We start from the raw sequence: 23,866 nt of genomic DNA, 5'->3' as shown, positions 1-23,866 counted from the left end.
CGCCGGTCCATTGCCCACGCCGCTGCCGGACAGGGGGCAGCGGCGTGGGCAATGATCGCGGTGTCAAACCACGTTTTTCGTGGTTTTTTAAGAACGCATCTTGTAAACGATTTCAGATCATTGGACGGTATGCTTTCCCATCGATCAGACCACCGGAGGAACCGCGCCATGCAGGCACGCCATCTGTTGTCCGCCGCGGCGTTGAGCCTGGCCGTTGCTGCCTGCCAGCCGGCCCAGCAGGAGCCTGCCAAGCCGCGGCCGCCGGTGATCCTGATCGAGGCCGACGCGCCGCCGCGGCCGATGAAGCCGGTCCTGCCGCCGCTGTTCGATGACATCGAGCGCCGTACCTTCCAGTTCTTCTGGGACACCACCAATGAAATCAACGGCCTGACCCCGGACCGCTATCCGTCGCGGCCGTTCGCCAGCATCGCCTCGGTCGGCTTCGCGCTGACCGCCTATCCGATCGGCATCGAGAACGGCTGGGTCAGCCGCAACCAGGCCATCGACCGCACGCTGACTACGCTGAAGTTCTTCCGCGATGTGCCGATGGGCCCGCAGCGCACCGGCAAGGCCGGCTACAAGGGTTTCTACTACCACTTCCTGGACATGCAGGAAGGCCGTCGTTACGACAGCTGGGTTGAACTGTCCTCGGTGGATACCGCGCTGCTGATGATGGGCGTGCTGTTCGCACAGTCGTACTACGACGGCGACGATCCGCGCGAGAAGGAAATCCGGCAGATCGCCGACACCCTGTACAAGAAGGTCGACTGGCCGTGGCTGCAGCAGCGTGCGCCGCTGATCTCGATGGGCTGGTTCCCGGAGAGTGGCTTCATCGACCATGACTGGATGGGCTACAACGAGGCGATGATGGTCTACATCCTCGCCCTGGGTTCGCCAACGCACCCGGTCAGCCCGGATGCGTGGACCGTGTGGACACGCACCTACGACAACGACTGGGGCGTGTACCAGGGCCAGGAATACCTGTCGTTCGGCCCGCTGTTCGGCCACCAGTACAGCCACGTCTGGATCGACTTCCGCGACATCCAGGACGCGTACATGCGCGAGCGCGGCAGCACCTATTTCCTCAACAGCCGTTCGGCCGCGCTGGCCCAGCGCGAGTACGCCATCGCCAACCCGATGCAGTGGAAGGAATATGGCGAGAACGTGTGGGGCCTGACTGCCAGTGACGGACCGCAGAACACCACCCAAGACTACCGCGGCGAGCAGCGCCAGTTCCGCCATTACTCCTCGCGCGGCGCCGGCCTGCGCGAGAATTTCGATGACGGCACCATTGCCCCCACCGCCGCGATCGCCTCGGTGGTGTTCGCCCCGGAACAGGTGATCCCGGCCACGCTGGAGATGCACAAGCGCTTTGGCGATTACATCTATTCCAGCTACGGCTTCCTGGATTCGTTCAACCCTAGCTTCAACTACGACATCCCGATCAAGACCGGTCGCCTGGTGCCGGATCGTGGCTGGGTCGCCAGCGACTACATCGCCATCGACCAGGGCCCGATCCTGACCATGATCGCCAACTACCGCGATGACTTTGTCTGGGAAGTGATGAAGAAGAACCCGTACATCCGCAAGGGCCTGGAGCGGGCCGGGTTCAGTGGTGGCTGGCTGGCACCGGAAGGCTCCTTCCAGCCGCTGGAACTGCAGAAAGACGAAAAGGCCGCGGCGGCACGCGCGGTGGGTATCGCCGAATCACGCGCGGCTGCCGCGCAGGAACAGAAGAACAATGCCAACCGCACCACAGGCCAGGGCAAGTAACCCGATGCCGAACTGGATCGACCGCCTGCGCCGCTGGGCGCTGCCTGCCCTGGCCGTATTGGCCGTGGCCGGCTGCGCCCGCACCGAGCCGGGCACCACTACCGTGCGCTTCTGGGCAATGGGCCGCGAAGCCGAGGTGGTCAGCGAGCTGATCCACGAGTTTGAAGCCGAGAATCCTGGCATCAAGGTGGATGTGCAGAACATCCCGTGGACGGCCGCGCACGAGAAGCTGCTGACCGCGTTCGCCGCCGACGGCCTGCCGGACGTGTGCCAACTCGGCAACACCTGGGTGCCGGAGTTCGCCGAACTCGACGCGCTGACGCCGCTGCAGCCATTCGTGCAGCGCTCGGCCGTGGTCGACCCGAAGGACTACTTCCAGGGCATCTGGGATACCAACGTGATCCACGGCGAGCTGGTCGGCGTGCCGTGGTATGTCGATACCCGCCTGATCTACTACCGCAAGGACCTGCTGGCCAAGGCCGGCTATGACCACCCGCCGCGCACCTGGCAGGAGTGGAACGAGCAGATGGCGGCGATCAAGCGCATGCAGGGCCCGAACCGCTATGCGGTGCTGATGCCGATCAACGAGTTCGAGCAGCAACTGTCGCTGGCGCTGCAGCAGCCGGATCCGCTGCTGCGCGACGACGACACCCGTGGCAATTTCTCCAGCCCCGGCTTCCGTCGCACACTGGGCTTCTACGCCAACATGTTCGAGCAGGGCTGGGCGCCGAAGATGTCCGAGACGCAGATCTCCAACGTCTGGGACGAGTTCTTCCGTGGCTTCAACGTGTTCTACATTTCCGGCCCCTGGAATATCCGCGAGTTCAAGAAGCTGCAGCCGAAGGAGCTGGAAGGGCAGTGGGGCACCGCCGCGCTGCCGGGTCCGGACGGCCCGGGCGCGGGCATCGCCGGTGGCACCAGCCTGGTGATCTTCCGCAAGTCGCAGCAGAAGGAAGCCTCCTGGAAGCTGATCGAGTTCCTGTCGCGACCGGAAATCCAGGCGCGCTTCCATTCGATCATCGGCGACCTGCCGCCGCGCCGCAGTACCTGGAACGCGCCGTCGCTGGCCAACGATCCGCTGGCCGCTGCGTTCCGTGACCAGCTGGAGCGGGTCAAGCCGACGCCGAAGGTGCTTGAATGGGAGCGCATCGTGCAGGAAATGCGCATCGTCACCGAGAAGGTGGTGCGCGGCGGGCTGCCGCAGGACAAGGCCGTGGAAGAACTGGACCAGCGCGTGGACAAGGTGCTGGCCAAGCGTCGCTGGATGCATGAACAACAACGCCTGCAGCAACGTGCGCCGTCGCCGCGTTCGAGCAGCGCCGTGGCCGCCGGGAGCGCGCAATGAAACGTACTTCGCTGGCCGGCTGGGTCTTCGCCGGCCCCTCGTTGATCGTGCTGGGCATGTTCTTCGGCCTGCCGGTGGCCTCTGCACTGGCGCTGAGCGTGACCGATTTCGACCTGTACGCACTGGCCGACAGCAACAACCTGCGCTTCGTCGGCCTGGGCAACTATGTCGATCTTCTGCAGACGCCGATGTTCTGGAAGTCGCTGTGGAACACCACCTACTTCGTGCTGATCGGTGTGCCGTTGTCGATCGGCGTGTCGCTGGGCGCGGCGATGCTGCTGAATGCACCGGCCGCGCGCTTCAAGGCGCTGTTCCGCACCGCGCTGTTCGCGCCGGTGGTGACCACGCTGGTGGCGGTGGCAGTGATCTGGCGCTACCTGTTCCATACCAGCTACGGTCTGGTGAACTACGGCCTGGGCCACCTGGGCATCAGTCCGATCGATTGGCTGGGTGATCCCAACTGGGCGATGCCGACCATCATGCTGTTCGCGGTGTGGAAGAACTTCGGCTACAACATGGTGATCTTCCTGGCCGGCCTGCAGGCGATCCCGCATGACCTGTACGAGGCCGCACGCATCGACGGCGCTTCGCGCTGGAAGCAGTTCCTGCATATCACCCTGCCGATGCTTGGCCCGGTGCTGCTGGTGGTTGGCGTGATTACAGTGTCGGGCTACTTCCAGCTGTTCGCCGAACCCTACGTGATGACCCGTGGCGACCCGCTGCAGAGCACCGTCAGCGTGCTGTATTTCATGTTCGAGGAAGGCTTCAAGTGGTGGAACCTGGGACGCGCCTCTGCAGTGGCGTTCCTGTTGTTCCTGATCATCCTGGCGGTGACCACCGTGATGCTGCGTTTCGGCCGCAAGAGGCAGTTGGTATGAGTCGTGAAATCGGCCAGTCGCGCTGGTACCCGTGGTTGATCAACGGTGCGTTGCTGGTGCTGGCCCTGGTCAGCCTGGCGCCGCTGCTGTGGATGCTCTCGGTTTCGTTCATGCCGCAGGGCGAGGCGACCCATTTCCCGCCGCCGCTGCTGCCGTCCAGCATCACCACGCGCAACTACCATGAGTTGTTTGCGCGCACCGGCATGGGCGGCAACTTCGCCAACAGCCTGCTGGTGTCGGTGGGCATCACCCTCGGCTCGCTGCTGCTCAACACCATGGCCGGCTATGCGTTCGCCAAGCTGAACTTCGTCGGCCGCGAACGCCTGTTCCAGGTGTTGATGGCCGCACTGGTGATCCCGGCACAGGTGGCGATGCTGCCGCTGTTCCTGCTGATGAAGCAGCTGGGCCTGGTCAACAGCTTCGGCGGCGTGATCGTGCCGGCGCTGGCCAGCGTGTTCGGCATCTTCCTGGTCCGCCAGTACGCGCGTTCGATCCCGGACGAACTGCTGGAAGCGGCGCGCATAGATGGGGCAGGGGAGCTGCGCATCTTCTTCCAGATCGTGCTGCCGATGCTCAAGCCGGTGCTGGTGACCCTGGCCATCTTCACCTTCATGGGCGCATGGAACGATTTCATGTGGCCGTTGATCGTGTTGACCGATCAGGAGCACTACACTTTGCCGGTGGCGCTGGCCACCCTCTCGCGCGAGCACATCATGGACGTGGAAATGATGATGGCCGGCGCGGTGGTCACCGTGGTTCCGGTGCTGGCGCTGTTCCTGGTGCTGCAGCGGTACTACATCCAAGGTCTGTTGCTGGGGAGCGTCAAAGGATGAAGCGAGCGATCGCCGTTGGACTGGGCCTGTTGTGGACCTCCCTGGCGATCGCCGCACCACCGGCGCTGCCGGCACCGAAGGTGCTGGACGACTTCGACGACATCGCAGCTTGGAAGCTGGTGCTGTCCGACCAGGTCAGCGGATCGCTGCGACCGGTCAGCGGCGCCGGTGGTGGCCGCGCACTGTGCCTGGACTATGACTTCCACGATGTCTCCGGCTATGTCGGCATCCGTCGCGCGCTGAACATCGAATACCCGGTCAACTATCGCTTCGGCTTCCAGCTGCGCGGTGACTCGCCGGGCAACGACCTGCAGTTCAAGCTGATCGACGCCAGCGGCGACAACGTCTGGTGGGTCAACCGGCCGGGGTACAGCTTCAACAAAGCCTGGACGCCGGTGGAGTACCGCCGCCGCCAGATCGACAAGGCCTGGGGCCCGTCGCCCGAAAAGGAGATGGCGCGTAGCGCCGCGGTCGAGTTCACCATCTACAGCAAGGTCGGTGGGCGCGGCACGGTGTGCTTCGACAAACTGACCCTGCAGGGCCTGCCACCGCAGGATGAGTCAGCGCTGGTGCCGTCGGTGATCGCCGATACCGCGATGGCGCTGCAGGACCGCATGATCGACGGCAAGAGCGATACCTTCTGGATCAGTGGCGGGGTCAAGCAGCAGACCATCAGCCTGGACCTGCACAGAAGCCGCGAGATTGGTGGCGCGGTGATCGACTGGTTGCCGAGCCTGGAGGCCCGCCGCTACACCGTGCGCACGTCCGAGGATGGCCGTGACTGGCGCACCGTGCGTGAGGTGACCAGTGGTGCCGGTGGCCGTGATTGGCTGGCGCTGCCGGATACCGATGCACGCTACGTGCGCTTCGACCTGCAGGATGGCCCGAACTGGCGTTACGGTATCCGTGATATCGCGCTCAAGCCGTTGGCCTTCGCCGCGACCCCGAACGCATTCCTGTCTTCGGTGGCCGCCGACCTGCCGCGCGGGTCGCTGCCGCGTGCCTACGTGGGCGAGCAGCCGTACTGGACCCTGCTGGGCCTCGATGGTGGCCAGGAGCAGGCGCTGATCAGCGAGGACGGCGCACTGGAGCCGGCCAAGGGCAGCTTCAGCATCGAACCGTTCATCCGCCTCGATGGCAAGCTGCTGGACTGGTCCAAGGTTGCCATCACCCAATCGCTGCAGGACCACTACCTGCCGATCGCCAACGTCGATTGGGTGCATGAGAAGGCCGGCCTGGCGGTGACCAGCTTCGTGCAGGGCACTCCCGAGCGCGCGCAGCTGATCGGCCGCTATCGCCTCAGCAACCCGGACAAGGTCGCGCACGAGTACACCCTGGCGCTGGCGATCCGTCCCTGGCAGGTCAACCCGCCGACACAGTTCCTCAACACCGTCGGTGGCTTCAGCCGTATCGATGCGCTGGATGTCGGCGAGCAGCTGGTGCGGATCAATGGCGAGCCGCGCATCTATCCGCTGCAGGTGCCGGACGCACGCTTCGCCAGCACCTTCGACGGCAAGCTGGATGCGATGCATCTGGCGGAGGGGAAGTATCCGGCCACCACGACGGTGAAGGACAGCACCGGCATGGCCTCCGGAGCGTTGCTGTACACGATCAAGCTGGAGCCCGGCCAGAGCCGCGAAGTGGCGGTGGTGCTGCCGCAGACCGGTGGTTGGGCACCGCAGGCCCTGGACGTGGCCAAGGCACAGGCGCAGGTGGCCGAACAGTGGCGACAGAAGCTGGGTGTGGTGTCGCTGCAGGTGCCGGCCGCCGGCCAGGCGTTGGTCGATACCCTGCGTACTGCAGTCGCGCACATGCTGATCTCGCGTGTTGGCCCGCGCCTGCAGCCGGGCACGCGGTCATATGCGCGCAGCTGGATCCGAGACGGCGCGATGATTTCCGAAGGCCTGCTGCGCATGGGCCGCAGCGATGCGGTGCGCGACTACATCAATTGGTACGCGCCCTACCAGTTCGAGAACGGCAAGGTGCCGTGCTGCGTCGATGCACGCGGCAGCGATCCGGTGCCGGAGAACGACAGCCATGGCGAGCTGATCTACAGCATCGCCGAGTACGGGCGCTACACCGGCGACAGTACTTTCACCGAGCTGATGTGGCCGCATGTGCAGGGCGCCTACGGCTACATGGAGCAGCTGCGCGCCAGCGAGCGCACCGAGGAGAGCCGCGCGCGCAATCCTGCCTTCTACGGGATGATGCCGGCGTCGATCAGCCACGAGGGTTATTCGGCCAAGCCGATGCACTCGTACTGGGACAACTTCTGGGCGCTGCGCGGCTACAAGGATGCGGCGCAGCTGGCCACCCAGCTGGGCAAGGTTGAGGCGATGCAGATTGCCGAATCGCGCGACCAGTTCCGCGATGACCTGCAGGCGTCGCTGCTGTCGGCGATGCAGCAGCACAACATCGACTATCTCCCGGGTTCGGCCGAGCTGGGTGACTTCGACGCGACGTCGACCACCATCGCACTGGCCCCGGGCGGCGAACAGGGCAGGTTGCCGCAGCAGGCGCTGGAGGCGACCTTCGAACGCTACTGGAACGAGTTCGTTGCCCGTCGCGACGGCAAGCGCGAGTGGAAGGACTACACCCCGTACGAGTGGCGCAACGTGGCCGCGTTCGTGCGCCTGGGCTGGCGCGACCGTGCCTGGCAGGCCACCGAGTTCTTCTTCAAGGATCGCGCACCGCAGGCCTGGAACCAGTGGGCCGAAGTGGTCTCGCGTACGCCGCGCAAGCCGTTCTTCGTCGGCGACCTGCCGCATGCCTGGGTGGCCTCGGACTTCGTGCGCTCGGCGCTGGACATGTTTGCTTACCACCGCGACATGGACGACGCGCTGGTGCTGGCCGCGGGCGTGCCGAGCGCGTGGCTGCAGGGCGAGGGCATTGCCGTGCAGGGCCTGCGCACGCCGCAGGGCCAGCTGAACTATCGCCTGCAGCGCAGCGACAAGCAGCTGGTGCTGGAGGTGCAACCGGGCCTGGTGCCGCCGGTCGGCGGCGTGGTGCTGCCGTGGCCATACGCGGGTGATCCGGGCGAGGCGACCATCAACGGCGAAACGGTCGAGTGGGTCAACAAGGAACTGCACGTGCACCAGTTGCCGGCACGGGTCGAGATTGAAGTGCCAAGCGCGGTACGCCGCGCCGAACGCAAGGGACAGTAACAATGAAGCAACAGGGGACGAGGGCGCGCACGGTCGTGCGTGCCCTTGGGCTGGCCGTCGCGTTGGCATTGTCTGGCCTCGCGATGGCGGCGGCAACGTCGGCAAACACGTTGCAGGCCGATGCCGCCCATGCGCCGGGCATGAGCATGAGCATGGTCACCTTCAATCTGCATCATGATCGCGAGGACTGGCCGAGCCGCCGGCGCAGCATCGTTGCCGAACTCAAGCGCCTGCAGCCCGATGCGATTGCCCTGCAGGAGGTGATCCAGCGCCGTACCCTGCGCAACCAGGCGCAGTGGTTGGCCAGCCAGCTCGGCTACACGTATCTGTTCGTTTCCACCGATCCGGTCGGGGCCCCGAAGCGCTATGGTAATGCGCTGCTGACCCGGCGCCCGGTGCTGGCCCGGAACGATCACCTGCTGCTGCCGCTGGATGACTACCGCACCGTCGCCCATCTGCGCATCGACGTCGATGGCAGGCCAGTGAACGTCTATGCCACCCATCTCAATGAGCGCAGCGATGAAAGCGGGCAACGCATCCGTCGCACCCAGGTGGAGGATCTGCTGCGCTTCATCACGGCCACTTCCGCTGCGGCACCGGTGGTGATCGCAGGCGATTTCAACGCGCTGGTGGATGCCGGCGATCTGAGCGAACTGCGCAGCCGCTATGGCGACAGCTACGGCAGCGTGCATGTCAACACCGACCTGGCCGGGGTCAGTACACTCAACCGCCACTATTACCAGGCGCCATCGCGGATCGACCACATCTTCTTCCAGCAGGATGAAATGGTGGCGCGCGAGGCGAAGATCCTGTTCGACCAGCCCGACGACAGCGGCCGCTGGGCCTCGGACCACTACGGTGTGTGGACCCGCCTGCAGTTCGCACCGAGCCCCTGACGCAGACACACTTCGGTAGGTGCCAACCTTGGTTGGCACGAACCAGCAGCGCCGACCAGGGTCGGCCTCTACCCAACGCACAAACAAAAACGGCGGGGATCATCGATCCCCGCCGTTTTGTTTTCACGCGATCAAAGATCGATCAGTTTGCCGGCGGCGTGCGCTTGGCAGCCTCTTCGTCTTCTTCGTCGGTCTTGGCTTCAGCAGCCTGGGCGGCCGCATCGGCGTGGCCATCGGCGACCGGGTCGATCGACGGCGTCACCACCGCCTCGGCGACCGGTGCAGCGGCTTCCACCGGCGCGGCTTCCACCACTACCGCAGCGACCGGCTGTTCAGCGATCGGCGCGGTCTCGACGACCTGCGGCGCTTCAACCGCCGGGGCAGCTTCAACCGCGACCGGCTTCGCTTCAGCCACCGGGGCGGCTTCAACAACGTCCGGCTTCGATTCCACGACCGGAGCCGCCTCAACCACCACCGGCTTCGACTCAACCACTGGAGCGGCTTCAACCACCACCGGCTTCGCTTCGATCACCGGAGCGACGTCTTCCACGACCGGCTTCACTTCTGCCGCCGGGGCGGCAACGGCGACCGGCTGTACCGGGGTCGCTGCGTCGATGGCGTCGAGCATGCTGGTCTGCACCGGCGAGGACGCCGTTTCGGACTTGGCAATGGTCTCAACCGGGGCTGCGGTCTCGGCGACGGCCGGAACGGCGGCTTCGACCACGGCGCTGCTTACCACCGCGACCGGCGCGGCCACGACGGCTGCGGCGGCACGGGCCGGCTTCTCTGCTTCGACGGCGGCCGGTTCGGCCTCGTCGTCGAAATCGAACTCCGGCTGCGAACGGACCGGCTGGCTGACGGCGACCGGAGCGGCTTCGCTGGTGTTGCCCACGTTCGGTTCGGTGCCGTCGGCGTCATCGCCTTCGTCACCGTCGTCCTGGTCGTCGCCCAGGGCGTCATTGCCGGTCGCGTTCTCGGCGCCACCGCGGCGGCGACGGCGGCCACCACGACGGCCACGACGACGACGGCTCGCGCCTTCGCCAGTCTGGTCGCCCGTGGCCTCGGCAGTGGCCTCTTCACCGGTCACGACAGCGGCTTCAGCCTCGGTGCCTGCGGCCATGGCGGTCTCGACCACCGGTGCGGCGTCCACCGGTGCGGCAGCGGCAACCGGCGCAACCGGTGCAGTGGCTTCCTGCGCGGTCACGGTATTGGCGACGACCGCCGTCGCGGTCACTGCAGCGGCAGCGGTGACCACTTCGGTAGAGGCTTCGGCGGCATTGCGCTGCGGCTTTTCGGCCGGCTTGTCGCCGTCCTGCTGCGGACGCGGCTGTCGGGGTTGCTTCAGCTTCGGCTGCTGCTGCGGGTTCTGGGCCTGCGGTTCGTTGCGCGGCTTGTTCTGCTGCGGCTGCTGCTGGCCGTCCTTCTGCTGATCCTTCTGCTTGCCCTGCTGCTGCGGCTGCTGGGCATTGCCAGTGCCAGGATTGGCGCCGTTGCCACCCTGGCGGCCGTCCTTGCGCTGCTCACCGCGGTCCTTGCGGTTGCCGCCGTCCTTCTGCTGCTGCGCATTGCCGTTGCCGCGGCTGTCATCGCGACGGTCCTTGCGGTCCTTGTTGCGATCCTTGTTGCGGTCACGGCGGCCACCGTCCTGTTGCGGCTGGCGTGCGGCCGGAGCCGGTGCGGGCGCCGGTGCCGGCTCGCCGCCAAAGATGCGCTTCAGCCAGCCGACGACGCCACCACTGGCGGCTGCGGCCGGAGCGACCGCGGCCACTGGTGCCGGAGCCGGGGCTGCAGCCGGCTCAACTTCCTCACGCACCGGGGCGGGGGAGTTGTGCTTGACCTGGGTCACCATCGGCGGCGGGATGTTCAGCTGGCCCTTGGTCAGCGCGTGCACCGGCAGCTTGCGCGGGGTGCCGCGCTGGTAACTCGGCCTGCCACTTTCCTCACCCAGCTCGTTGTCGCGCAGGCGGGTGACGGCGTAGTGCGGGGTGTGCAGCTGCTCATCGGCGACGATCACGATCGGCGCCTCATGGCGCTGCTCGATCTCGCGCAGAGCGCTGCGCTTCTCGTTCAACAGGTAATTGGCGATCTCCACCGGGGCCTGCACCAGCACCTGCCCGGTGTTCTCCTTCATCGCGTGCTCTTCGGCGACGCGGATGATCGACAGCGACAGCGACTCGACGCTGCGCATGCGGCCGTGGCCGTCGCAACGCGGGCAGACGATCTGGCTCGACTCGCCCAGGCTCGGGCGCAGGCGCTGGCGGCTCATTTCCAGCAGGCCGAAGCGCGAGATGCGGCCGACCTGCACGCGTGCACGGTCGTACTTCAGCGCGTTGGCGAGGCGGTTCTCGACCTCACGCTGGTGCTTGTTGGAGGCCATGTCGATGAAATCGATGACCACCAGGCCACCCAGGTCGCGCAGGCGCAGCTGGCGGGCCACTTCCTCGGCCGCTTCCAGGTTGGTCTGGAAGGCGGTGTCCTCGATGTCGCTGCCCTTGGTGGCGCGCGAGGAGTTCACGTCGACGGCGGTCAGCGCTTCGGTCTGGTCGACCACGATCGAACCACCCGACGGCAGGCGTACGTTGCGCTCGTAGGCGCCCTCGATCTGCGATTCGATCTGGAAGCGGTTGAACAGCGGGATGTCGTCCTTGTAATGCTTGAGCTTGCGCAGGGTCTGCGGCATCACCTGCTGCATGAACTCCTTGGCGTGCTCGTACATCTCCTCGGTGTCCACCAGGATCTCGCCGATGTCGGCACGCAGGTAGTCACGGAGGGCGCGCACGATCAGGCGCGATTCCTGGTAGATCAGGAACGGGGCCGGCTTGCTCAGCGCCGCTTCGGCGATGGCGCGCCAGACGTTCAGCAGGTAATCCAGATCCCACTGCAGCTCTTCGGCATCGCGGCCGACGCCGGCGGTGCGGATGATCACGCCCATGTCGTCGGGGATGTTCAGCTTGTCCAGGGCGTCCTTCAGGGCGGCCCGGTCTTCGCCTTCGATGCGACGGGAGACACCGCCCGCGCTGGGCGAGTTCGGCATCAGCACCATGTAGCGGCCGGCCAGGGAGATGAACGTGGTCAGGGCAGCGCCCTTGTTGCCACGCTCTTCCTTGTCCACCTGGACGACGATTTCCTGGCCTTCCCTCAGCAGCTCGCGGATGCCGGCCTTGTTGTGGTCGACACCGGCCTGGAAGTAGTCGCGGGAGATTTCCTTCAGCGGCAGGAAGCCGTGGCGGCCACCACCGTATTCAACGAAGGCTGCTTCCAGCGAGGGCTCGATGCGGAAGATCCGGCCCTTGTAGATGTTGGACTTCTTCTGTTCCTTCGACGGCTGTTCGATGTCGATGTCATACAACGACTGGCCATCCACGATGGCAACACGCAGCTCTTCAGCCTGCGTGGCGTTGATCAGCATTCGCTTCATTGTTGCGTTCCTCGCAAGCGGCTACCGCGCGGAACGCCATGGGGTTTCGCCTCTGGACACGGTTCGCCGCCCATTCGCGCAAGCGCGGGGAGGGCGGCTTGGGTTTCCAGCGCTACGACACCACGGCAGGCCGCGGGAGCGCTTCACTCTTATGGGTTTTGGGGTGTTACAGGCCGCAGGCAGCTGTCAGCCAGGCTGGAGCGCCACGCGGGACATGTTCAGCACGGTTGTGTGTCAGACATCCGGCGATGGCCGGGAAGGCCGGTGAGCCGCTAACATGGCCGCCCCGCGGGCGGTGGTCGCGCACTGTGCCGGATTCGTCGGAAGCTGGGCTTCTGGCCCTGAGTAACTTCCAACGAAATCAATCCCTTATATCGCCCCCCGAGTGTAACAGAATAAACAGCCTGATGACCGCCCAAGACCCTACCAAGCCCGCTGGCGACAAGCCTTCCGTGCGCATGATCACCGTTCCCGCCGACCGTGCCGGCCAGCGCCTGGACAATTTCCTGCTCGGCCAACTGAAGGGCGCCCCACGCAGCCTGGTCTACAAGCTGGTGCGCAGCGGCCAGGTACGGGTGAATGGCGGCCGTGCCAAGGCCGAACGCAAGCTGGAAGCGGGCGATGAGGTGCGGGTGCCGCCGGTCCGTCTCAGTGAGGAAGGAGACAAGGCCGGTCCGCCGGAGGCGTTCATGCGCCGCCTGGAGCAGGCCATCGTCTTCGAGGATGCCCGCCTGCTGGCCCTGAACAAGCCGACCGGTGTGGCCAGCCACGGCGGCAGCGGCATCAGCTTCGGCGCCATTGAGACCCTGCGCGCCCTGCGCCCGGGGCAGACCCTGGAGCTGGTCCATCGGTTGGATCGCGACACCTCGGGCCTGCTGATTGTGGCCAAGAAGCGCTCGGCACTGAGCGAGCTGCAGGCACTGCTGCGTGAAGACCATGGTGCCGGTATCCGCAAGCGCTACCTGACCCTGCTGGCCGGGCGCATGCCCGACGGTGTGATGACGGTCGACGCGCCGCTGCACGTGGGCCTGCGCCAGGGCGGCGAGCGCCATGTGCAGGTCAATGCGATCGGCAAGGAATCGATCAGCCACTTCCGCGTGCTGGAGCGTCGCGGTGGTCATTCGTACTGCGAGGTGCGCATCGAAACCGGTCGCACCCACCAGATCCGCGTGCACGCCCAGCATCTGGGGCATCCGGTGGCCGGTGACGATAAATACGGCGATCCGGCAGTGAACAAGCGGCTTCGTGAGCAGATCGGGCTGAAACGCCTGTTCCTGCACGCAGCCTCGCTGGAGTTCGCGCTGGACGCGGGCAAGACCCCTTACGTGCTGAACGCGCCGCTGGCGGATGAGCTGGTCGAGGCGTTGGACCGGCTTCGCTGAAGGTGGTGCCGGTCACTGCCGTCAGGCATGGCCTGGCGCTACCTGGGGCCGGTAGATCCACGCCATGCGTGGATGCGGCTTGCGGGGCCGCTCACCACTTGAACAGCACCAGGCTGATCGCCAGCGTGCCCATGCCTGCCACCAGCCCGTACACCGTCTCGTGGCCCTTGGCATAGCGCTTGGCCGCCGGCAGCAGCTCATCCAGCGCCAGGAATACCATCACGCCGGCGATCAGCCCGAACACCCAGCCGAAGGTGGCGTGCGACAGTGATCCGGACAGCAGCCAGTAGCCAAGCGCCGCACCCACCGGTTCGGCCAGGCCGGACAGAAGGCTGGCACTGAACGCGTAGAACTTGTTCTGGGTGGCGAAGTACACCGGCACCGCAATGGCGATGCCCTCGGGAATGTTGTGGATGGCGATGGCGAAGGCCAGCGGCATGCCCACCGACGGGCTCTCCAGCGTCGCGAAGAACGTTGCCAGTCCTTCCGGGAAATTGTGCGCGGTGATCGCGATCGAGGTCAGCAGGGCGACACGCTTCAGGTACTCGCGGCTGTTCTCGCGGAACGCCGGGTCCTGTTTGTCCAGGCTGTCATGCGGGTTGGGGATGAAGTGGTCGATCAGCACGATCACGATCACGCCCAGCAGGAAGGCCAGGGTGCCGTAGGTGAAGCCGGTGCGCTCGCCATAGGCCAGCGCGAACGACGCAATGGACTTGTTGAGGATCTCCGACAGCGACACATAGACCATCGCGCCGCCGGCGAAGGCCAGGCCGAACGCCAGCAGGCGCGGATTGGGTCGGCGCGAGAACAGCACCAGCAGGCTGCCGATGGCGGTGGCGAGGCCGGCCGCGAGGGTGACCGCCAGCGCGATCCAGACATTTTCGGGGGGAATGTGCAGCATGTACCGACGCGATCCTGGTCAACAGACAACCGCCCCGGACAGGGCCGGGGCGGCAAGGGCGAGGCGGGCGTCGGCTGGCCTCGTCGGGTGCGGGCGATCAGCCGCCGCGGCGCAGGCGTTCTTCGACCGCGAAGCACTGGTCCGGCTTCGGCTGCGGCGGGTTGAAGCTGACCGGCACCTGGATGGTGGCGGGCACCGGCTGGCCATTGCGGGTGGCGGCGTTGAACTGCCAGCCCTGTACCGCGGTCTTGGCCAGTTCGTCCAGCTGCGGGTTGCCGGCGCCGGTCAGTAGGGCGACCTCGCTGGGCTTGCCGTCGGTGCCGATGGTCACCTTGAAGGTGCTGGTACCCCCCACGCCCATGCAGGCCAGTTCCAGCGGGTACTGCGGCGGCGGCGTCTTAACCGCAGCCACTTCTGTCGGCGGCGGCGGTGGCGGGGCCGCCGGTTCGGACGCGCCACAACCGGCCAGGCCGGTCGCAGCGATCAGGGACAGGCTCAGCAGGCGTACGTTCATGGCAGTTGCTCCGTCAGGGCCGAAGTCTTGGCCGCGCAGATGAAGTCGTTTTCGCTCAGGCCGCCCACGTCGTGGGTGGAAAAGCGCACGACCGCGCGGTCGTAGTGCACGCCCAGGTCCGGGTGATGGTCCTCGTGGTGGGCAATCCAGGCCAGCGCGTTCACGAAGGCCATGGTGGCGTAGTAGTTCTTGAAGCGGAAGGTGCGCAGCAGCGCCTGGCCTCCCTCGCTCAGCTCCCAGCCGGGAACCTGCGGCAACAGTTCGGCCAGGCGGGCTTCGCCGAGCTTGTGGTCGCTGCCTTTGCGCGGCACGCAACGGGCCTGGGCCAGCGGAATCAGGTCGGCCATGGGAATCTCCACCTCGTGTTGACTGAACAATGCGCCGGACGGTGTATAAACCGAATGAGCGGCTGACGCTTACTTGGCTAGAATAGCCTGATGATCCAGATCTCCGACACTGCCCAGACCCATTTCCGCAAGCTGATCGAACGCGAGGGCGCGCCCGGCATGGGCGTGCGCCTGAGCGCGGTCGATCCCGGTACCCCGCGCGCCGATGCCCGGCTGGAGTTCGCCGAGCCGAGCGACCTGCTTGGTGACGAGTGGGCGGTGGACTGCGATGGCTTCACCCTCTACGTCGATGCAGCCAGCGTGGGTTGGCTTGACGGTGCCGAGATCGACATCGTCGCCGGTACCGCGGGCGCCCAGCAGCTGACCATCAAGGCACCGCGCATCAAGGGCGAAGCGCCCGGTGATGCCGCCTCGCTGGTGGAGCGCGTGCACTGGGTGGTGGAAAACGAAATCAACCCGCAGCTGGCGTCGCATGGCGGCAAGGTAGCGGTGCAGGAAGTCTCGGCTGAAGGCGTAGTGCTGCTGCGCTTCGGTGGTGGTTGCCAGGGCTGTGGCATGGCCGATGTGACCCTCAAGCAGGGTATCGAGAAGACCCTGATGGGCCGCGTGCCGGGCGTCACCGCTGTGCGTGACGCGACCGACCACGACAGTGGCCACGCGCCGTATATTCCTCGCGGCAACGCCGCCTGATCGCTGACGCGTGCCTCTGACCCGGGCCGAGCAACTCATCGATGTTCTGCTGGCGCGCCAGCAGCCAAGCGCCGTCCTCGAAAAAACCACGCGCCTGCCGTATGGCTGGGCGCTGTGGCTGCGCTCGCTGGGCCCGCTGCCGCGACCATTGCACGCCCGCGATGTCATTGCGGTACTGCTGCCGCGCCCGCTGCCTGGCCCGCCTGGCCGGTTGCCTGCGTTGTCCCCCTGGCAGGCGCTGCGCCGCTTGTTCTGGCAGGACTGGGATGCGGCGCCGCGCGACCAGCGCTGGATGCGTTGGATCTCGGCACTGGCCAGTGCGCTGCTGCACCTGCTGTTCTTCGTACTGTTGCTGTGGGTTGCCGTGATCCGCACCAGCGAGCCGGAGCAGGAGGGTGCCGAAGGCGAGCGTGTGCAGGTGGAGTTCGTGGGTCGCGCGAGCCAGGAAGGCGGCGGCGATCAGCCGGGTGCCCAAGCTGCTGCGGCGGCACCGGCCGGCCAGGTTGCCGTCGGCCAGGAAGCAGGGACAGCGACTGCGCCTGAGCCGCGTCCTGCGGCCGCGTCATCGCCTGCGCCCGCACCGGCTCCAGCACCGACAGCCAGCGTGCCGCCGCCGCCGGCCGAAGCCGAACCCGCACCGGTTGCCGCGCCGCCGCCGTCGCCGGTGCAGGCCACCGAAGTAGCCCAGGCCAGCACCGATTTCGTGGTGCCACCGGTCAGCGTGCCGCGCACCGAGGTCAGCATCGTGCCGCGCGATACCACGCCCACGGTGCGCGAGCGCAGCGTGCAGCCGGTGCAGGCACCGCCGACGTCCACGCCGGTGCAGGCGCCTGAGGTTGCGGTGCGGTCGCCGCAGTTGCGCGAGATCCAGGTGCAGGAGCGCGAAGTCAGTGCGGTCGACGCGCCGGTTGCGCCGCAGCCGCTGCGCACGGCCGACGTGCAGGTGCGCGTGCCGCAGCGCGACGTGCAGGTGCGCGAGCGTGAAGTGCAGGCGGTGGTCGATCCGCAGGTGCGGATGGCAACCGTCGCCGGTCGTGAACCGGCGATGCATGCGCCGGCGGGTCGTGACGTAAAGGTGCGCGAGCGCGAAGTAGCCTCGGCACCGGCGGCAGCCCCATCGTCTTCCAGTGGGAATGCACCCGCGGCAACGCCCGCGCCGGCAGCCAATGGCAACGCGACGCAGGCGAGCAGCAGTACTGCGCGGCCTGCTGCATCCAGCACGACCCCGGCTCAGGCTGGAGCGCGCCCGGCGCCCAATCCGGGCAACTGGGCCACGCCCGCCAAGGGTGATGACTGGGGCGCGTCAAGCCGCAACCATGACGGCGCCGACAATGGCGCCCGCCAGGCCAGCACCGCGGGCAAGGGCAGTGGCCTGTTCAATGCCGATGGCAGCGTCCGCGTGCCGGGCCAGGAGGGCGAGGGTCGTGCCGAGCGCGGTGCGCCCGGTGGCGCCAACGATGGCTGGAGCAAGGAGCGCATCGCCGAGTCCGGGAAGTGGTTGAAGCGTCCACCTTATGACTACACGCCCACTTCGTTCGACAAGTACTGGGTGCCGCAGGAATCGCTGCTGGCCGAATGGGTGCGCAAGGGCATCAAGGCGATGGAGATTCCATTGCCGGGTACGAATTCGAAGATCTCCTGCGTGATCTCGATCCTGCAGGCGGGCGGCGGCTGCGGCCTGACCAACCCGAACATGCAGGACCAGCCGGCCGTGGCGCGACCGCCGCCGGACATCCCGTTCAAGAAAGAGCTGCAGGAAGATAACGGCAGTCGCTAGGAAGGGGCCGCGCCCCACACGCTGGCCGGCTCGCGCTTTGGTAGGTGCCAACCCTGGTTGGCACAGAAACGCCGACCAAGGTCGGCATCTACCAGGGCATCAGCGCATGCCGACCAAGGTCGGCATCTACCGGGGAATTGACCTCACGCGCTCTGCGACAGGAACACCCAGAACGGCACGTCACGGCCGACCCAGTCGCGGCTGGCTTCGTCCATCACGTCCAGCAGGGTATCGAAATCCTTCTGCGTGGTCGCACGGAATGCGTCGACATCGGCCAGGAACAGCGCATAGCCGTTGGCCGGCAGCCACTGCAGGTCGCGCAGATTGTCCGACAGCGCATCCCAGTTGCCGCCGAATCCCGCCGGGAAATCCAGCTGCGCAGCCAGACGGGCCAGCAGGGTGCGCTTGTCGGCCACGCCATCCAGGTCGATGCGGATCACCTTCAGGCCGGCATCGCGCATCGCTGCAGCCAGTGCGCTGATGTCGTCGCTGTCGATGGCATAGACGCCGGCATTGTTGATGTCATGCAGGCCGAGGCCGAAATCGTCGTGGCTCATTACTGCGCTCCCGGGGCCGGTACGGTGAAGCTGCGGAACGATGCGTAGTGGTCGTCGGTGTAGTACCACGCCTCCGGCGGATCGCCACCGGTGACGATGCGGCGCGTGCCGCGGGTACGCGCACCGGGGGTGTCAACAGTGTATTCGCGGTAGTAGCCGCGCGGGCGCTGCGGCAGTTGCTGTTCGCGGTTGCCGAAGGTGCTGCCGTCCTGGCGATGCGGGAACGGGCCGCCGCGCTGGATCAGGGCGATGGTCTGGCGTGCCTCGGCGGGCAGGAAGGCCGGCAGGCCGTTGTCATTGCTGCTTCGTGCAGCCGTTGCACGTGCCGCAGGCGCACTCTGCAGGTCCGGTGCGAACTGCGGCGCCGGAGGCCGCTGCATGAAATGGTTGACGACCAGGCCGAGCACGAGCAGGGCGATGGCGGTGATCAGCAGCCGGGGGTTGCGCATGGGCAGTGGCGGGCGAGGGTGGTGCACGCACTGTAGCGCCTGTGCGCTGCACGGTGCATGAGGAAGGCGATGCGTCACCGCTGCGTAACAATTGCCGTCATGCTCACCGGCAGGACGCAATTTCCTTTACATCCCCCTTGGTAATCTGGCGCTCTGTCCCCATCATTCACCGCGCAACGCCCGACACCGTCGGGTGCCCTCGCAATCAGGAGATGCATCATGGCCTATACCCTGCCCAAGCTGTCCTACGCCTACGACGCGCTGGAACCGCATATCGATGCGGCGACGATGGAAATCCATCACACCAAGCATCACCAGACCTACATCAACAACGTCAACGCGGCGCTGGAAGGCACCGAGTACGCTGACCTGCCGGTCGAAGAACTGGTGAGGAAGCTGAAGTCGCTGCCGGAGAACCTGCAGGGTCCGGTGCGCAACAACGGTGGCGGCCATGCCAACCACTCGCTGTTCTGGACCGTGATGGCTCCGAATGCTGGCGGCAACCCGGTGGGCGACGTGGCCAAGGCCATCGACAAGGACCTGGGCGGCTTCGACAAGTTCAAGGACGCCTTCACCAAGGCGGCGCTGACCCGTTTCGGCAGCGGCTGGGCCTGGCTGAGCGTGACTCCGGACAAGAAGGTCGTGGTTGAGAGCACCGGCAACCAGGACAGCCCGCTGATGGAAGGCAACACCCCCATCCTTGGCCTGGACGTGTGGGAACACGCGTACTACCTGAAGTACCAGAACCGTCGTCCGGAATACATCGGCGCGTTCTTCAACGTCATCGACTGGAACGAAGTCGAGCGCCGTTACCAGGAAGCGATTGCCTGAGAACGGTAGCGCCGGGCCATGCCCGGCGGCTTCAACAGAAGGCCGGGGGAGACCCCGGCCTTTTTATGTGTTTACCGCTGCGCTCGCCGGGCATGGCCCGGCGCTACCGTTGTGCGCCGCTTGCCGGGTAGCGCAGGGCATACCCGGCGAGCGCAGCGTCACGGTCATTCCGTCGTGGCCGTATCCCCCTGCAGGCGCAGGGTCGCCATCACGCCCAGGCGCAGGCCGGGCAGGTCGCCGTCGGCCGGCAACAGGATCGGCTGCTGGCGGATGCCGCCGAAGTGCTTGACCTGGAACAGCACGTCCAGGCCATGGCCACTTGCGCCGCCGCCACTGGCCGCCGGTGCGCCGGGATTGCGCCGGGCCGGCTGGAAGCCGGGCGTGCTGCGCACCAGTTCCACCGTGTTGGCCGAGAAGTCGCCAGCGATCAGGCTGGGCATGCCCTCGGCGGTGGCGCTGATCCAGGTCATCAGGTCGCTGGTCTGGTGCTGGCGGGCGATGGCCTCGTCCGGGTCCGGGCGCAGGCGCGCCACGTAGACGTTGAGCAGCGACGCGCCCAGCTTCAGCCGCATCATGCCAGCCGCGCTGAACGTGCCGGGCGGGTGCAGCAGGGTCACGCCGTCCTCGCTGACCGGCAGCCGGGTCAGCATCGCGTTGCCATGCCGCAGCGGCTGGCTGGGCGGATCGGCGGTGACGAAGTCGCAGCTGTAGCGGAGCCGGCTGGCCAGCCAGCAGGCCGGATTGCGGCCCTGCTGCTGCAGCACCTGCTGCACCGAGATCACGTCCGGCTGCAGCTCGGTCAAGAGCTGGGCGACCTGCTCACGGCGCAGCTTCCACTGTGCATCGTCGCGGCTGGGCAGTTCCAGCGCGGCCACGGTCAACTGCCGTGGCCCGCTTTCGCCGGTGGCGGCACCCGGCGCCTGTGGTCGCGCCTGGGCCTGCCACGCCAGCAGCAGCGCAAGGCAAGCGAGCAGGAGGCGGGCGAGGGCGGGGGGGCGCATAACGATAAGTTTACGCTTTTGTCGTGCAGGTTCCGTGACTTCCGGCAGGGGATGTTGTGTCTGCCACGGATTGGCACCGTTGTCATGCAGCCCTGCAGCGTGCTTCGCAAGCCCGGGTTCCGGTAATCTTGCGCCTTTCGCTTTGCAGGAATGCCTTACAGGATGAGCCACGACGCAGTTGCCCCCATCGCCGGCCAGGGAAAGATGCCGCGCCAGATCCCGTACATCATCGGCAATGAGGCCTGCGAGCGGTTCAGTTTCTATGGGATGCGCAACATCCTGGTGCAGTTCCTGATCACCTCGCTGCTGCTGCAGGAAATCACTGCGGAAGGCCGTGCCGGTGAAGCCAAGGACATCATGCACAGCTTCATGATCGGCGTGTATTTCTTCCCGCTGCTCGGTGGCTGGCTGGCTGACAAGTTCTTCGGCAAGTACCACACCATCCTCTGGTTCAGCCTGGTCTACTGCGCCGGTCACCTGTGCCTGGCGTTGTTCGAGAACAGCCGCGAAGGCTTCTTCCTCGGCCTGGGCCTGATCGCGCTCGGTGCCGGCGGCATCAAGCCGCTGGTGGCCTCGTTCATGGGCGACCAGTTCGACCAGAGCAACAAGCACCTGGCCAAGATCGTTTTCGACGCCTTCTACTGGATCATCAACTTCGGCTCGCTGTTTGCCTCGCTGCTGATCCCGCTGGTGCTGAAGAACTGGGGCCCGCAGTGGGCGTTCGGCATCCCGGGCATCCTGATGTTCATCGCCACCTTCGTGTTCTGGCTGGGCCGCAAGCGCTACGTGCTGGTGCCGCTGCCGCCGAAGGACCCGCATTCGTTCGCCAACGTGGTGCGTACCGCCCTGACCGCGCGCGTCGCCGGCCAGGGCCGTCCGGGCCTGGTGATCGCCGTGCTCGGCCTGGTACTGGCGGCAGCCTCGTTCGGCCTGGTCGGTTCGCTCGGCATCGTGATCTGCCTGTGCCTGGCGCTGGTCGCCATCCTCGCTGGCATCGGTGGCGGCACCTGGCTGCAGCTGGACCGCGCCCGCGGCCAGCATCCGGCCGAAGCCGTGGAAGGCGTGCGTTCGGTGCTGCGCGTGCTGGTGATCTTCGCGCTGACCACGCCGTTCTTCTCGCTGTTCGACCAGAAGGCCTCGACCTGGGTCCTGCAGGGCCAGCAGATGCAGATGCCGAGCTGGTTCACCGCCTCGCAGATGCAGGCGCTGAACCCGCTGCTGGTGATGATCCTGATTCCATTCAACAACCTGGTGCTGTACCCGGCCCTGCGCCGCTTCGGTTTCGAACCGACCGCGCTGCGCCGCATGACCGCCGGTATCGCCTTCAGCGGCCTGGCCTGGATCGTGGTGGGTGGCATCCAGGTGGTGATGGATGGCGGCAATGCGATGTCGATCTTCTGGCAGATGCTGCCGTATGCGCTGCTGACCTTCGGTGAGGTGCTGGTCTCGGCCACCGGCCTGGAGTTTGCCTACAGCCAGGCGCCGCAGGCCATGAAGGGCGTGGTAATGAGCTTCTGGAACCTGACCACCACCATCGGCAACCTGTGGGTACTTCTGTCCAACGCCGCGGTGCGCAACGACACGGTGACCCACCAGATTGCCGGAACCGGGCTGAGCGAGGCGGCGTTCCTGATGTTCTTCTTCGCCGGTTTCGCTTTCATCGCGGCGTTGGCTTTCGGTTGGTACGCGAAACGCTATCGTATGGTCGACAACTACCGTAGCGCCTGAGCCTGACATGACCCCCGTCAATCTGCTGTTGATCGCCGTCACCGCCATCCTGTCGTGGATGGCGTTCAACAACCGCAAGCTGGCCGACCGCCTGATCCTGTGGCCGCCGGCAGTGGACCGCCACCGCCAGTACGACCGCCTGGTGACCTATGGCTTCATCCATGCCGACTGGTCGCACCTGATCTTCAACATGATCACCCTGTTCTTCTTCGGGGGCTTCATCGAGAGCGTGATGGTGCAGCTGACCGGCAGCTACCTGACCTACCCGGCGTTCTACATCGGTGCGCTGGTGGTTTCGATCCTGCCCAGCTACCTGAAGAACCAGAAGAACCCGAACTACCTGAGCCTGGGTGCGTCGGGTGCGGTGTCGGCGGTGTTGTTCGCCTTCATCCTGATCAAGCCGTGGTCGATCATCCTGGTGTTCTTCATCCCGGCACCGGCCATCGTGTATGCCGCGTTCTACGTCGGCTACAGCATCTGGATGGACAAGCGTGGCGGCGACCGCATCAACCACAGTGCGCACCTGGCCGGCGCGGCATTCGGCGTGATCTTCATGCTGGCCATGCAGCCGAGCATCTTCACTCACTTCCTGCGCGAACTTTCCAACCCGACCTTCCGCCTCGGCGGCGGTTGAAGGTGGCTGGGGTCGGGTCCGCTGGATCCGGCCCCGGGTTGGCCCCCGCTCCTGTTCAGGCGCGGGTCTGCTGGCCGTAGGTGTCCTGCAGGCGAGCGAATACCTCCTCGCCGATGCGCTGGAAATCCTGGTCTTCGGTCTGCCCTTCCACCGCCAGTTGCAGCAGGCCCTCCAGCAGGGCACGGTCGGTATCGGAATGGGTATCGCTGGGGTGCATGGGAGCCTCCACGGTGGTGCGCATGGTCAACGGTCGCAAGGGTCGTGCCAGCCTGGCCGTACCCCTCCACATGCGATAGCGGCCGCCCGCCCTCCAGCTTGAGGGTCGGGAACTGACGTGAATGGATCGGACTTGCCCCTGTTCAGGCTTCACGCGATCATGGCGCCCGGCTGCGCACCATCCACGCAGTCGTCGCAGGAGACAGCTCCATGGCTTCGGTCACGCCCCCCGGTCTGGCCTACGAGGTCGAACATGATCTGGCCAGCCACCGCTTCACCGCCCGCGTGCGAGGACAGCTGGCGGTGCTCGACTACCAGATCAAGCGCAGGCGCATGGTCATCACCCACACCGAAGTCCCCGAGCCGATCGCCGGCCGTGGCATTGCCGGTGAGTTGACCCGCGTCGCGCTGCGTTTCGCCCGCGAACAGAAGTACAAGGTAGTGCCGGCGTGTTCGTACGCCGAGGCCTTCCTGCAGCGGCACGAGGAGTATCACGACCTGCTCGTTGGCTGAACGCCAGCGGGTCACGCTT

The 23,866-nt window shown here is 66.2% G+C and carries 21 protein-coding genes; 13 read left to right on the top strand and 8 right to left on the bottom strand.

Annotated features, from left to right (window positions below):
• Positions 1 to 168: 168 nt before the first annotated feature.
• Genes SMAL_RS13640 through SMAL_RS13615 form a run of 6 tightly spaced genes read left to right on the top strand, consistent with a single transcriptional unit; the run spans position 169 to position 8,889 of the window.
• The gene (locus tag SMAL_RS13640) at positions 169 to 1,773 is read left to right on the top strand and encodes a glucoamylase family protein (protein WP_010486724.1); all 1,605 of its coding nucleotides are present in this window, start codon (positions 169 to 171) and stop codon (positions 1,771 to 1,773) included.
• A 4-nt stretch (positions 1,774 to 1,777) separates the two neighbouring features.
• Positions 1,778 to 3,118, top strand: coding sequence for a sugar ABC transporter substrate-binding protein (locus tag SMAL_RS13635; protein WP_012511613.1), 1,341 nt, complete (start codon positions 1,778 to 1,780; stop codon positions 3,116 to 3,118).
• Positions 3,115 to 3,996, top strand: a complete 882-nt coding sequence (locus tag SMAL_RS13630) for a carbohydrate ABC transporter permease (protein WP_012511612.1) — start codon at positions 3,115 to 3,117, stop codon at positions 3,994 to 3,996. The genes SMAL_RS13635 and SMAL_RS13630 overlap by 4 nt, the downstream gene beginning before the upstream one ends.
• Positions 3,993 to 4,829 carry a carbohydrate ABC transporter permease gene (locus SMAL_RS13625; RefSeq protein ID WP_006378064.1) on the top strand — a complete coding sequence of 279 codons (837 nt, stop codon included), beginning with the start codon at positions 3,993 to 3,995 and terminating at the stop codon, positions 4,827 to 4,829. Before SMAL_RS13630 ends, SMAL_RS13625 begins: the two co-directional genes overlap by 4 nt.
• Entirely contained in the window at positions 4,826 to 7,993 is a 3,168-nt protein-coding gene (locus SMAL_RS13620; protein WP_012511611.1) for a discoidin domain-containing protein, read from the top strand. The genes SMAL_RS13625 and SMAL_RS13620 overlap by 4 nt, the downstream gene beginning before the upstream one ends.
• Positions 7,994 to 7,995: 2 nt before the next feature.
• Entirely contained in the window at positions 7,996 to 8,889 is an 894-nt protein-coding gene (locus SMAL_RS13615) for an endonuclease/exonuclease/phosphatase family protein (protein ID WP_006378058.1), read from the top strand.
• Between the two features lie 142 nt (positions 8,890 to 9,031).
• Here the strand turns inward: SMAL_RS13615 and rne are convergent, their stop codons facing one another.
• Positions 9,032 to 12,307 carry a ribonuclease E gene (gene rne / locus SMAL_RS13610; protein WP_012511610.1) on the bottom strand — a complete coding sequence of 1,092 codons (3,276 nt, stop codon included), beginning with the start codon at positions 12,305 to 12,307 and terminating at the stop codon, positions 9,032 to 9,034.
• Positions 12,308 to 12,714: 407 nt separating this feature from the next.
• Here rne and SMAL_RS13605 point away from each other — a divergent pair, with 407 nt between their 5' ends.
• Positions 12,715 to 13,689 carry an RluA family pseudouridine synthase gene (locus SMAL_RS13605; RefSeq protein WP_012511609.1) on the top strand — a complete coding sequence of 325 codons (975 nt, stop codon included), beginning with the start codon at positions 12,715 to 12,717 and terminating at the stop codon, positions 13,687 to 13,689.
• A gap of 91 nt (positions 13,690 to 13,780) precedes the next feature.
• Here the strand turns inward: SMAL_RS13605 and zupT are convergent, their stop codons facing one another.
• The 3 genes from zupT to SMAL_RS13590 form a co-directional block, all read right to left on the bottom strand.
• Complete coding sequence (zupT, locus tag SMAL_RS13600) at positions 13,781 to 14,590, bottom strand: zinc transporter ZupT (protein WP_006377819.1); 810 nt, start codon at positions 14,588 to 14,590, stop codon at positions 13,781 to 13,783.
• A gap of 97 nt (positions 14,591 to 14,687) precedes the next feature.
• Positions 14,688 to 15,104, bottom strand: coding sequence for an energy transducer TonB (locus SMAL_RS13595; RefSeq protein WP_012511608.1), 417 nt, complete (start codon positions 15,102 to 15,104; stop codon positions 14,688 to 14,690).
• The gene (locus SMAL_RS13590) at positions 15,101 to 15,451 is read right to left on the bottom strand and encodes a 4a-hydroxytetrahydrobiopterin dehydratase (RefSeq protein ID WP_006377739.1); all 351 of its coding nucleotides are present in this window, start codon (positions 15,449 to 15,451) and stop codon (positions 15,101 to 15,103) included. Before SMAL_RS13590 ends, SMAL_RS13595 begins: the two co-directional genes overlap by 4 nt.
• 90 nt (positions 15,452 to 15,541) lie before the next feature.
• On the opposite strand from SMAL_RS13590, the gene SMAL_RS13585 reads away from it, so the two are divergent.
• Both SMAL_RS13585 and SMAL_RS13580 read left to right on the top strand, forming a co-directional pair.
• Positions 15,542 to 16,141, top strand: a complete 600-nt coding sequence (locus tag SMAL_RS13585; protein WP_006377738.1) for an NfuA family Fe-S biogenesis protein — start codon at positions 15,542 to 15,544, stop codon at positions 16,139 to 16,141.
• 10 nt (positions 16,142 to 16,151) lie between these two features.
• Positions 16,152 to 17,918: a hypothetical protein gene (locus SMAL_RS13580; protein WP_012511607.1), complete on the top strand. Its 1,767-nt coding sequence runs from the start codon at positions 16,152 to 16,154 to the stop codon at positions 17,916 to 17,918.
• 143 nt (positions 17,919 to 18,061) lie between these two features.
• On the opposite strand, the gene SMAL_RS13575 is transcribed toward SMAL_RS13580, so the two are convergent.
• Positions 18,062 to 18,475, bottom strand: a complete 414-nt coding sequence (locus tag SMAL_RS13575; protein WP_012511606.1) for a barstar family protein — start codon at positions 18,473 to 18,475, stop codon at positions 18,062 to 18,064.
• The gene (locus tag SMAL_RS13570; protein WP_006377728.1) at positions 18,475 to 18,924 is read right to left on the bottom strand and encodes a guanyl-specific ribonuclease; all 450 of its coding nucleotides are present in this window, start codon (positions 18,922 to 18,924) and stop codon (positions 18,475 to 18,477) included. The genes SMAL_RS13575 and SMAL_RS13570 overlap by 1 nt, the downstream gene beginning before the upstream one ends.
• A gap of 219 nt (positions 18,925 to 19,143) precedes the next feature.
• Here SMAL_RS13570 and SMAL_RS13565 point away from each other — a divergent pair, with 219 nt between their 5' ends.
• Positions 19,144 to 19,755, top strand: coding sequence for a superoxide dismutase (locus SMAL_RS13565; RefSeq protein ID WP_012511605.1), 612 nt, complete (start codon positions 19,144 to 19,146; stop codon positions 19,753 to 19,755).
• A gap of 164 nt (positions 19,756 to 19,919) precedes the next feature.
• Here SMAL_RS13565 and SMAL_RS13560 read toward each other — a convergent pair whose 3' ends face one another.
• Positions 19,920 to 20,756, bottom strand: coding sequence for an endonuclease/exonuclease/phosphatase family protein (locus tag SMAL_RS13560; RefSeq protein ID WP_012511604.1), 837 nt, complete (start codon positions 20,754 to 20,756; stop codon positions 19,920 to 19,922).
• Positions 20,757 to 20,918: 162 nt separating this feature from the next.
• On the opposite strand from SMAL_RS13560, the gene SMAL_RS13555 reads away from it, so the two are divergent.
• Positions 20,919 to 22,484, top strand: a complete 1,566-nt coding sequence (locus tag SMAL_RS13555) for a POT-type proton-dependent oligopeptide transporter (RefSeq protein ID WP_012511603.1) — start codon at positions 20,919 to 20,921, stop codon at positions 22,482 to 22,484.
• A gap of 7 nt (positions 22,485 to 22,491) precedes the next feature.
• Entirely contained in the window at positions 22,492 to 23,118 is a 627-nt protein-coding gene (locus tag SMAL_RS13550; RefSeq protein WP_012511602.1) for a rhomboid family intramembrane serine protease, read from the top strand.
• Between the two features lie 55 nt (positions 23,119 to 23,173).
• Here the strand turns inward: SMAL_RS13550 and SMAL_RS21125 are convergent, their stop codons facing one another.
• Positions 23,174 to 23,335 carry a hypothetical protein gene (locus tag SMAL_RS21125; protein ID WP_012511601.1) on the bottom strand — a complete coding sequence of 54 codons (162 nt, stop codon included), beginning with the start codon at positions 23,333 to 23,335 and terminating at the stop codon, positions 23,174 to 23,176.
• 209 nt (positions 23,336 to 23,544) lie between these two features.
• Between SMAL_RS21125 and SMAL_RS13540 the strand changes: the two genes are divergently transcribed.
• Positions 23,545 to 23,847 (top strand): GNAT family N-acetyltransferase, encoded by a 303-nt coding sequence (locus SMAL_RS13540; RefSeq protein WP_006377679.1) that lies wholly within the window; start codon positions 23,545 to 23,547, stop codon positions 23,845 to 23,847.
• Positions 23,848 to 23,866 lie beyond the last annotated feature (19 nt).

This window comes from Stenotrophomonas maltophilia R551-3, assembly GCF_000020665.1.
Classification (GTDB): Bacteria; Pseudomonadota; Gammaproteobacteria; order Xanthomonadales; family Xanthomonadaceae; genus Stenotrophomonas; species Stenotrophomonas maltophilia_L.
This window is presented reverse-complemented; position numbering and strand designations above follow the sequence as displayed.

Excerpts from the sequence above, each read along its gene's own strand:
- SMAL_RS13555 (WP_012511603.1), top strand. The coding sequence starts at position 20,919 with ATGAGCCACGACGCAGTTGCCCCCATCGCCGGCCAGGGAAAGATGCCG.
- SMAL_RS13630 (WP_012511612.1), top strand. The coding sequence starts at position 3,115 with ATGAAACGTACTTCGCTGGCCGGCTGGGTCTTCGCCGGCCCCTCGTTG.
- rne (WP_012511610.1), bottom strand. The coding sequence starts at position 12,307 with ATGAAGCGAATGCTGATCAACGCCACGCAGGCTGAAGAGCTGCGTGTT.
- SMAL_RS13550 (WP_012511602.1), top strand. The coding sequence starts at position 22,492 with ATGACCCCCGTCAATCTGCTGTTGATCGCCGTCACCGCCATCCTGTCG.
- SMAL_RS13590 (WP_006377739.1), bottom strand. The coding sequence starts at position 15,451 with ATGGCCGACCTGATTCCGCTGGCCCAGGCCCGTTGCGTGCCGCGCAAA.
- SMAL_RS13585 (WP_006377738.1), top strand. The coding sequence starts at position 15,542 with ATGATCCAGATCTCCGACACTGCCCAGACCCATTTCCGCAAGCTGATC.
- SMAL_RS13575 (WP_012511606.1), bottom strand. The coding sequence starts at position 18,475 with ATGAGCCACGACGATTTCGGCCTCGGCCTGCATGACATCAACAATGCC.
- SMAL_RS13570 (WP_006377728.1), bottom strand. The coding sequence starts at position 18,924 with ATGCGCAACCCCCGGCTGCTGATCACCGCCATCGCCCTGCTCGTGCTC.
- SMAL_RS13595 (WP_012511608.1), bottom strand. The coding sequence starts at position 15,104 with ATGAACGTACGCCTGCTGAGCCTGTCCCTGATCGCTGCGACCGGCCTG.
- SMAL_RS13605 (WP_012511609.1), top strand. The coding sequence starts at position 12,715 with ATGACCGCCCAAGACCCTACCAAGCCCGCTGGCGACAAGCCTTCCGTG.
- SMAL_RS13640 (WP_010486724.1), top strand. The coding sequence starts at position 169 with ATGCAGGCACGCCATCTGTTGTCCGCCGCGGCGTTGAGCCTGGCCGTT.
- SMAL_RS13565 (WP_012511605.1), top strand. The coding sequence starts at position 19,144 with ATGGCCTATACCCTGCCCAAGCTGTCCTACGCCTACGACGCGCTGGAA.
- SMAL_RS13560 (WP_012511604.1), bottom strand. The coding sequence starts at position 20,756 with ATGCGCCCCCCCGCCCTCGCCCGCCTCCTGCTCGCTTGCCTTGCGCTG.
- SMAL_RS13615 (WP_006378058.1), top strand. The coding sequence starts at position 7,996 with ATGAAGCAACAGGGGACGAGGGCGCGCACGGTCGTGCGTGCCCTTGGG.
- SMAL_RS21125 (WP_012511601.1), bottom strand. The coding sequence starts at position 23,335 with ATGCACCCCAGCGATACCCATTCCGATACCGACCGTGCCCTGCTGGAG.
- SMAL_RS13540 (WP_006377679.1), top strand. The coding sequence starts at position 23,545 with ATGGCTTCGGTCACGCCCCCCGGTCTGGCCTACGAGGTCGAACATGAT.
- zupT (WP_006377819.1), bottom strand. The coding sequence starts at position 14,590 with ATGCTGCACATTCCCCCCGAAAATGTCTGGATCGCGCTGGCGGTCACC.
- SMAL_RS13620 (WP_012511611.1), top strand. The coding sequence starts at position 4,826 with ATGAAGCGAGCGATCGCCGTTGGACTGGGCCTGTTGTGGACCTCCCTG.
- SMAL_RS13635 (WP_012511613.1), top strand. The coding sequence starts at position 1,778 with ATGCCGAACTGGATCGACCGCCTGCGCCGCTGGGCGCTGCCTGCCCTG.
- SMAL_RS13625 (WP_006378064.1), top strand. The coding sequence starts at position 3,993 with ATGAGTCGTGAAATCGGCCAGTCGCGCTGGTACCCGTGGTTGATCAAC.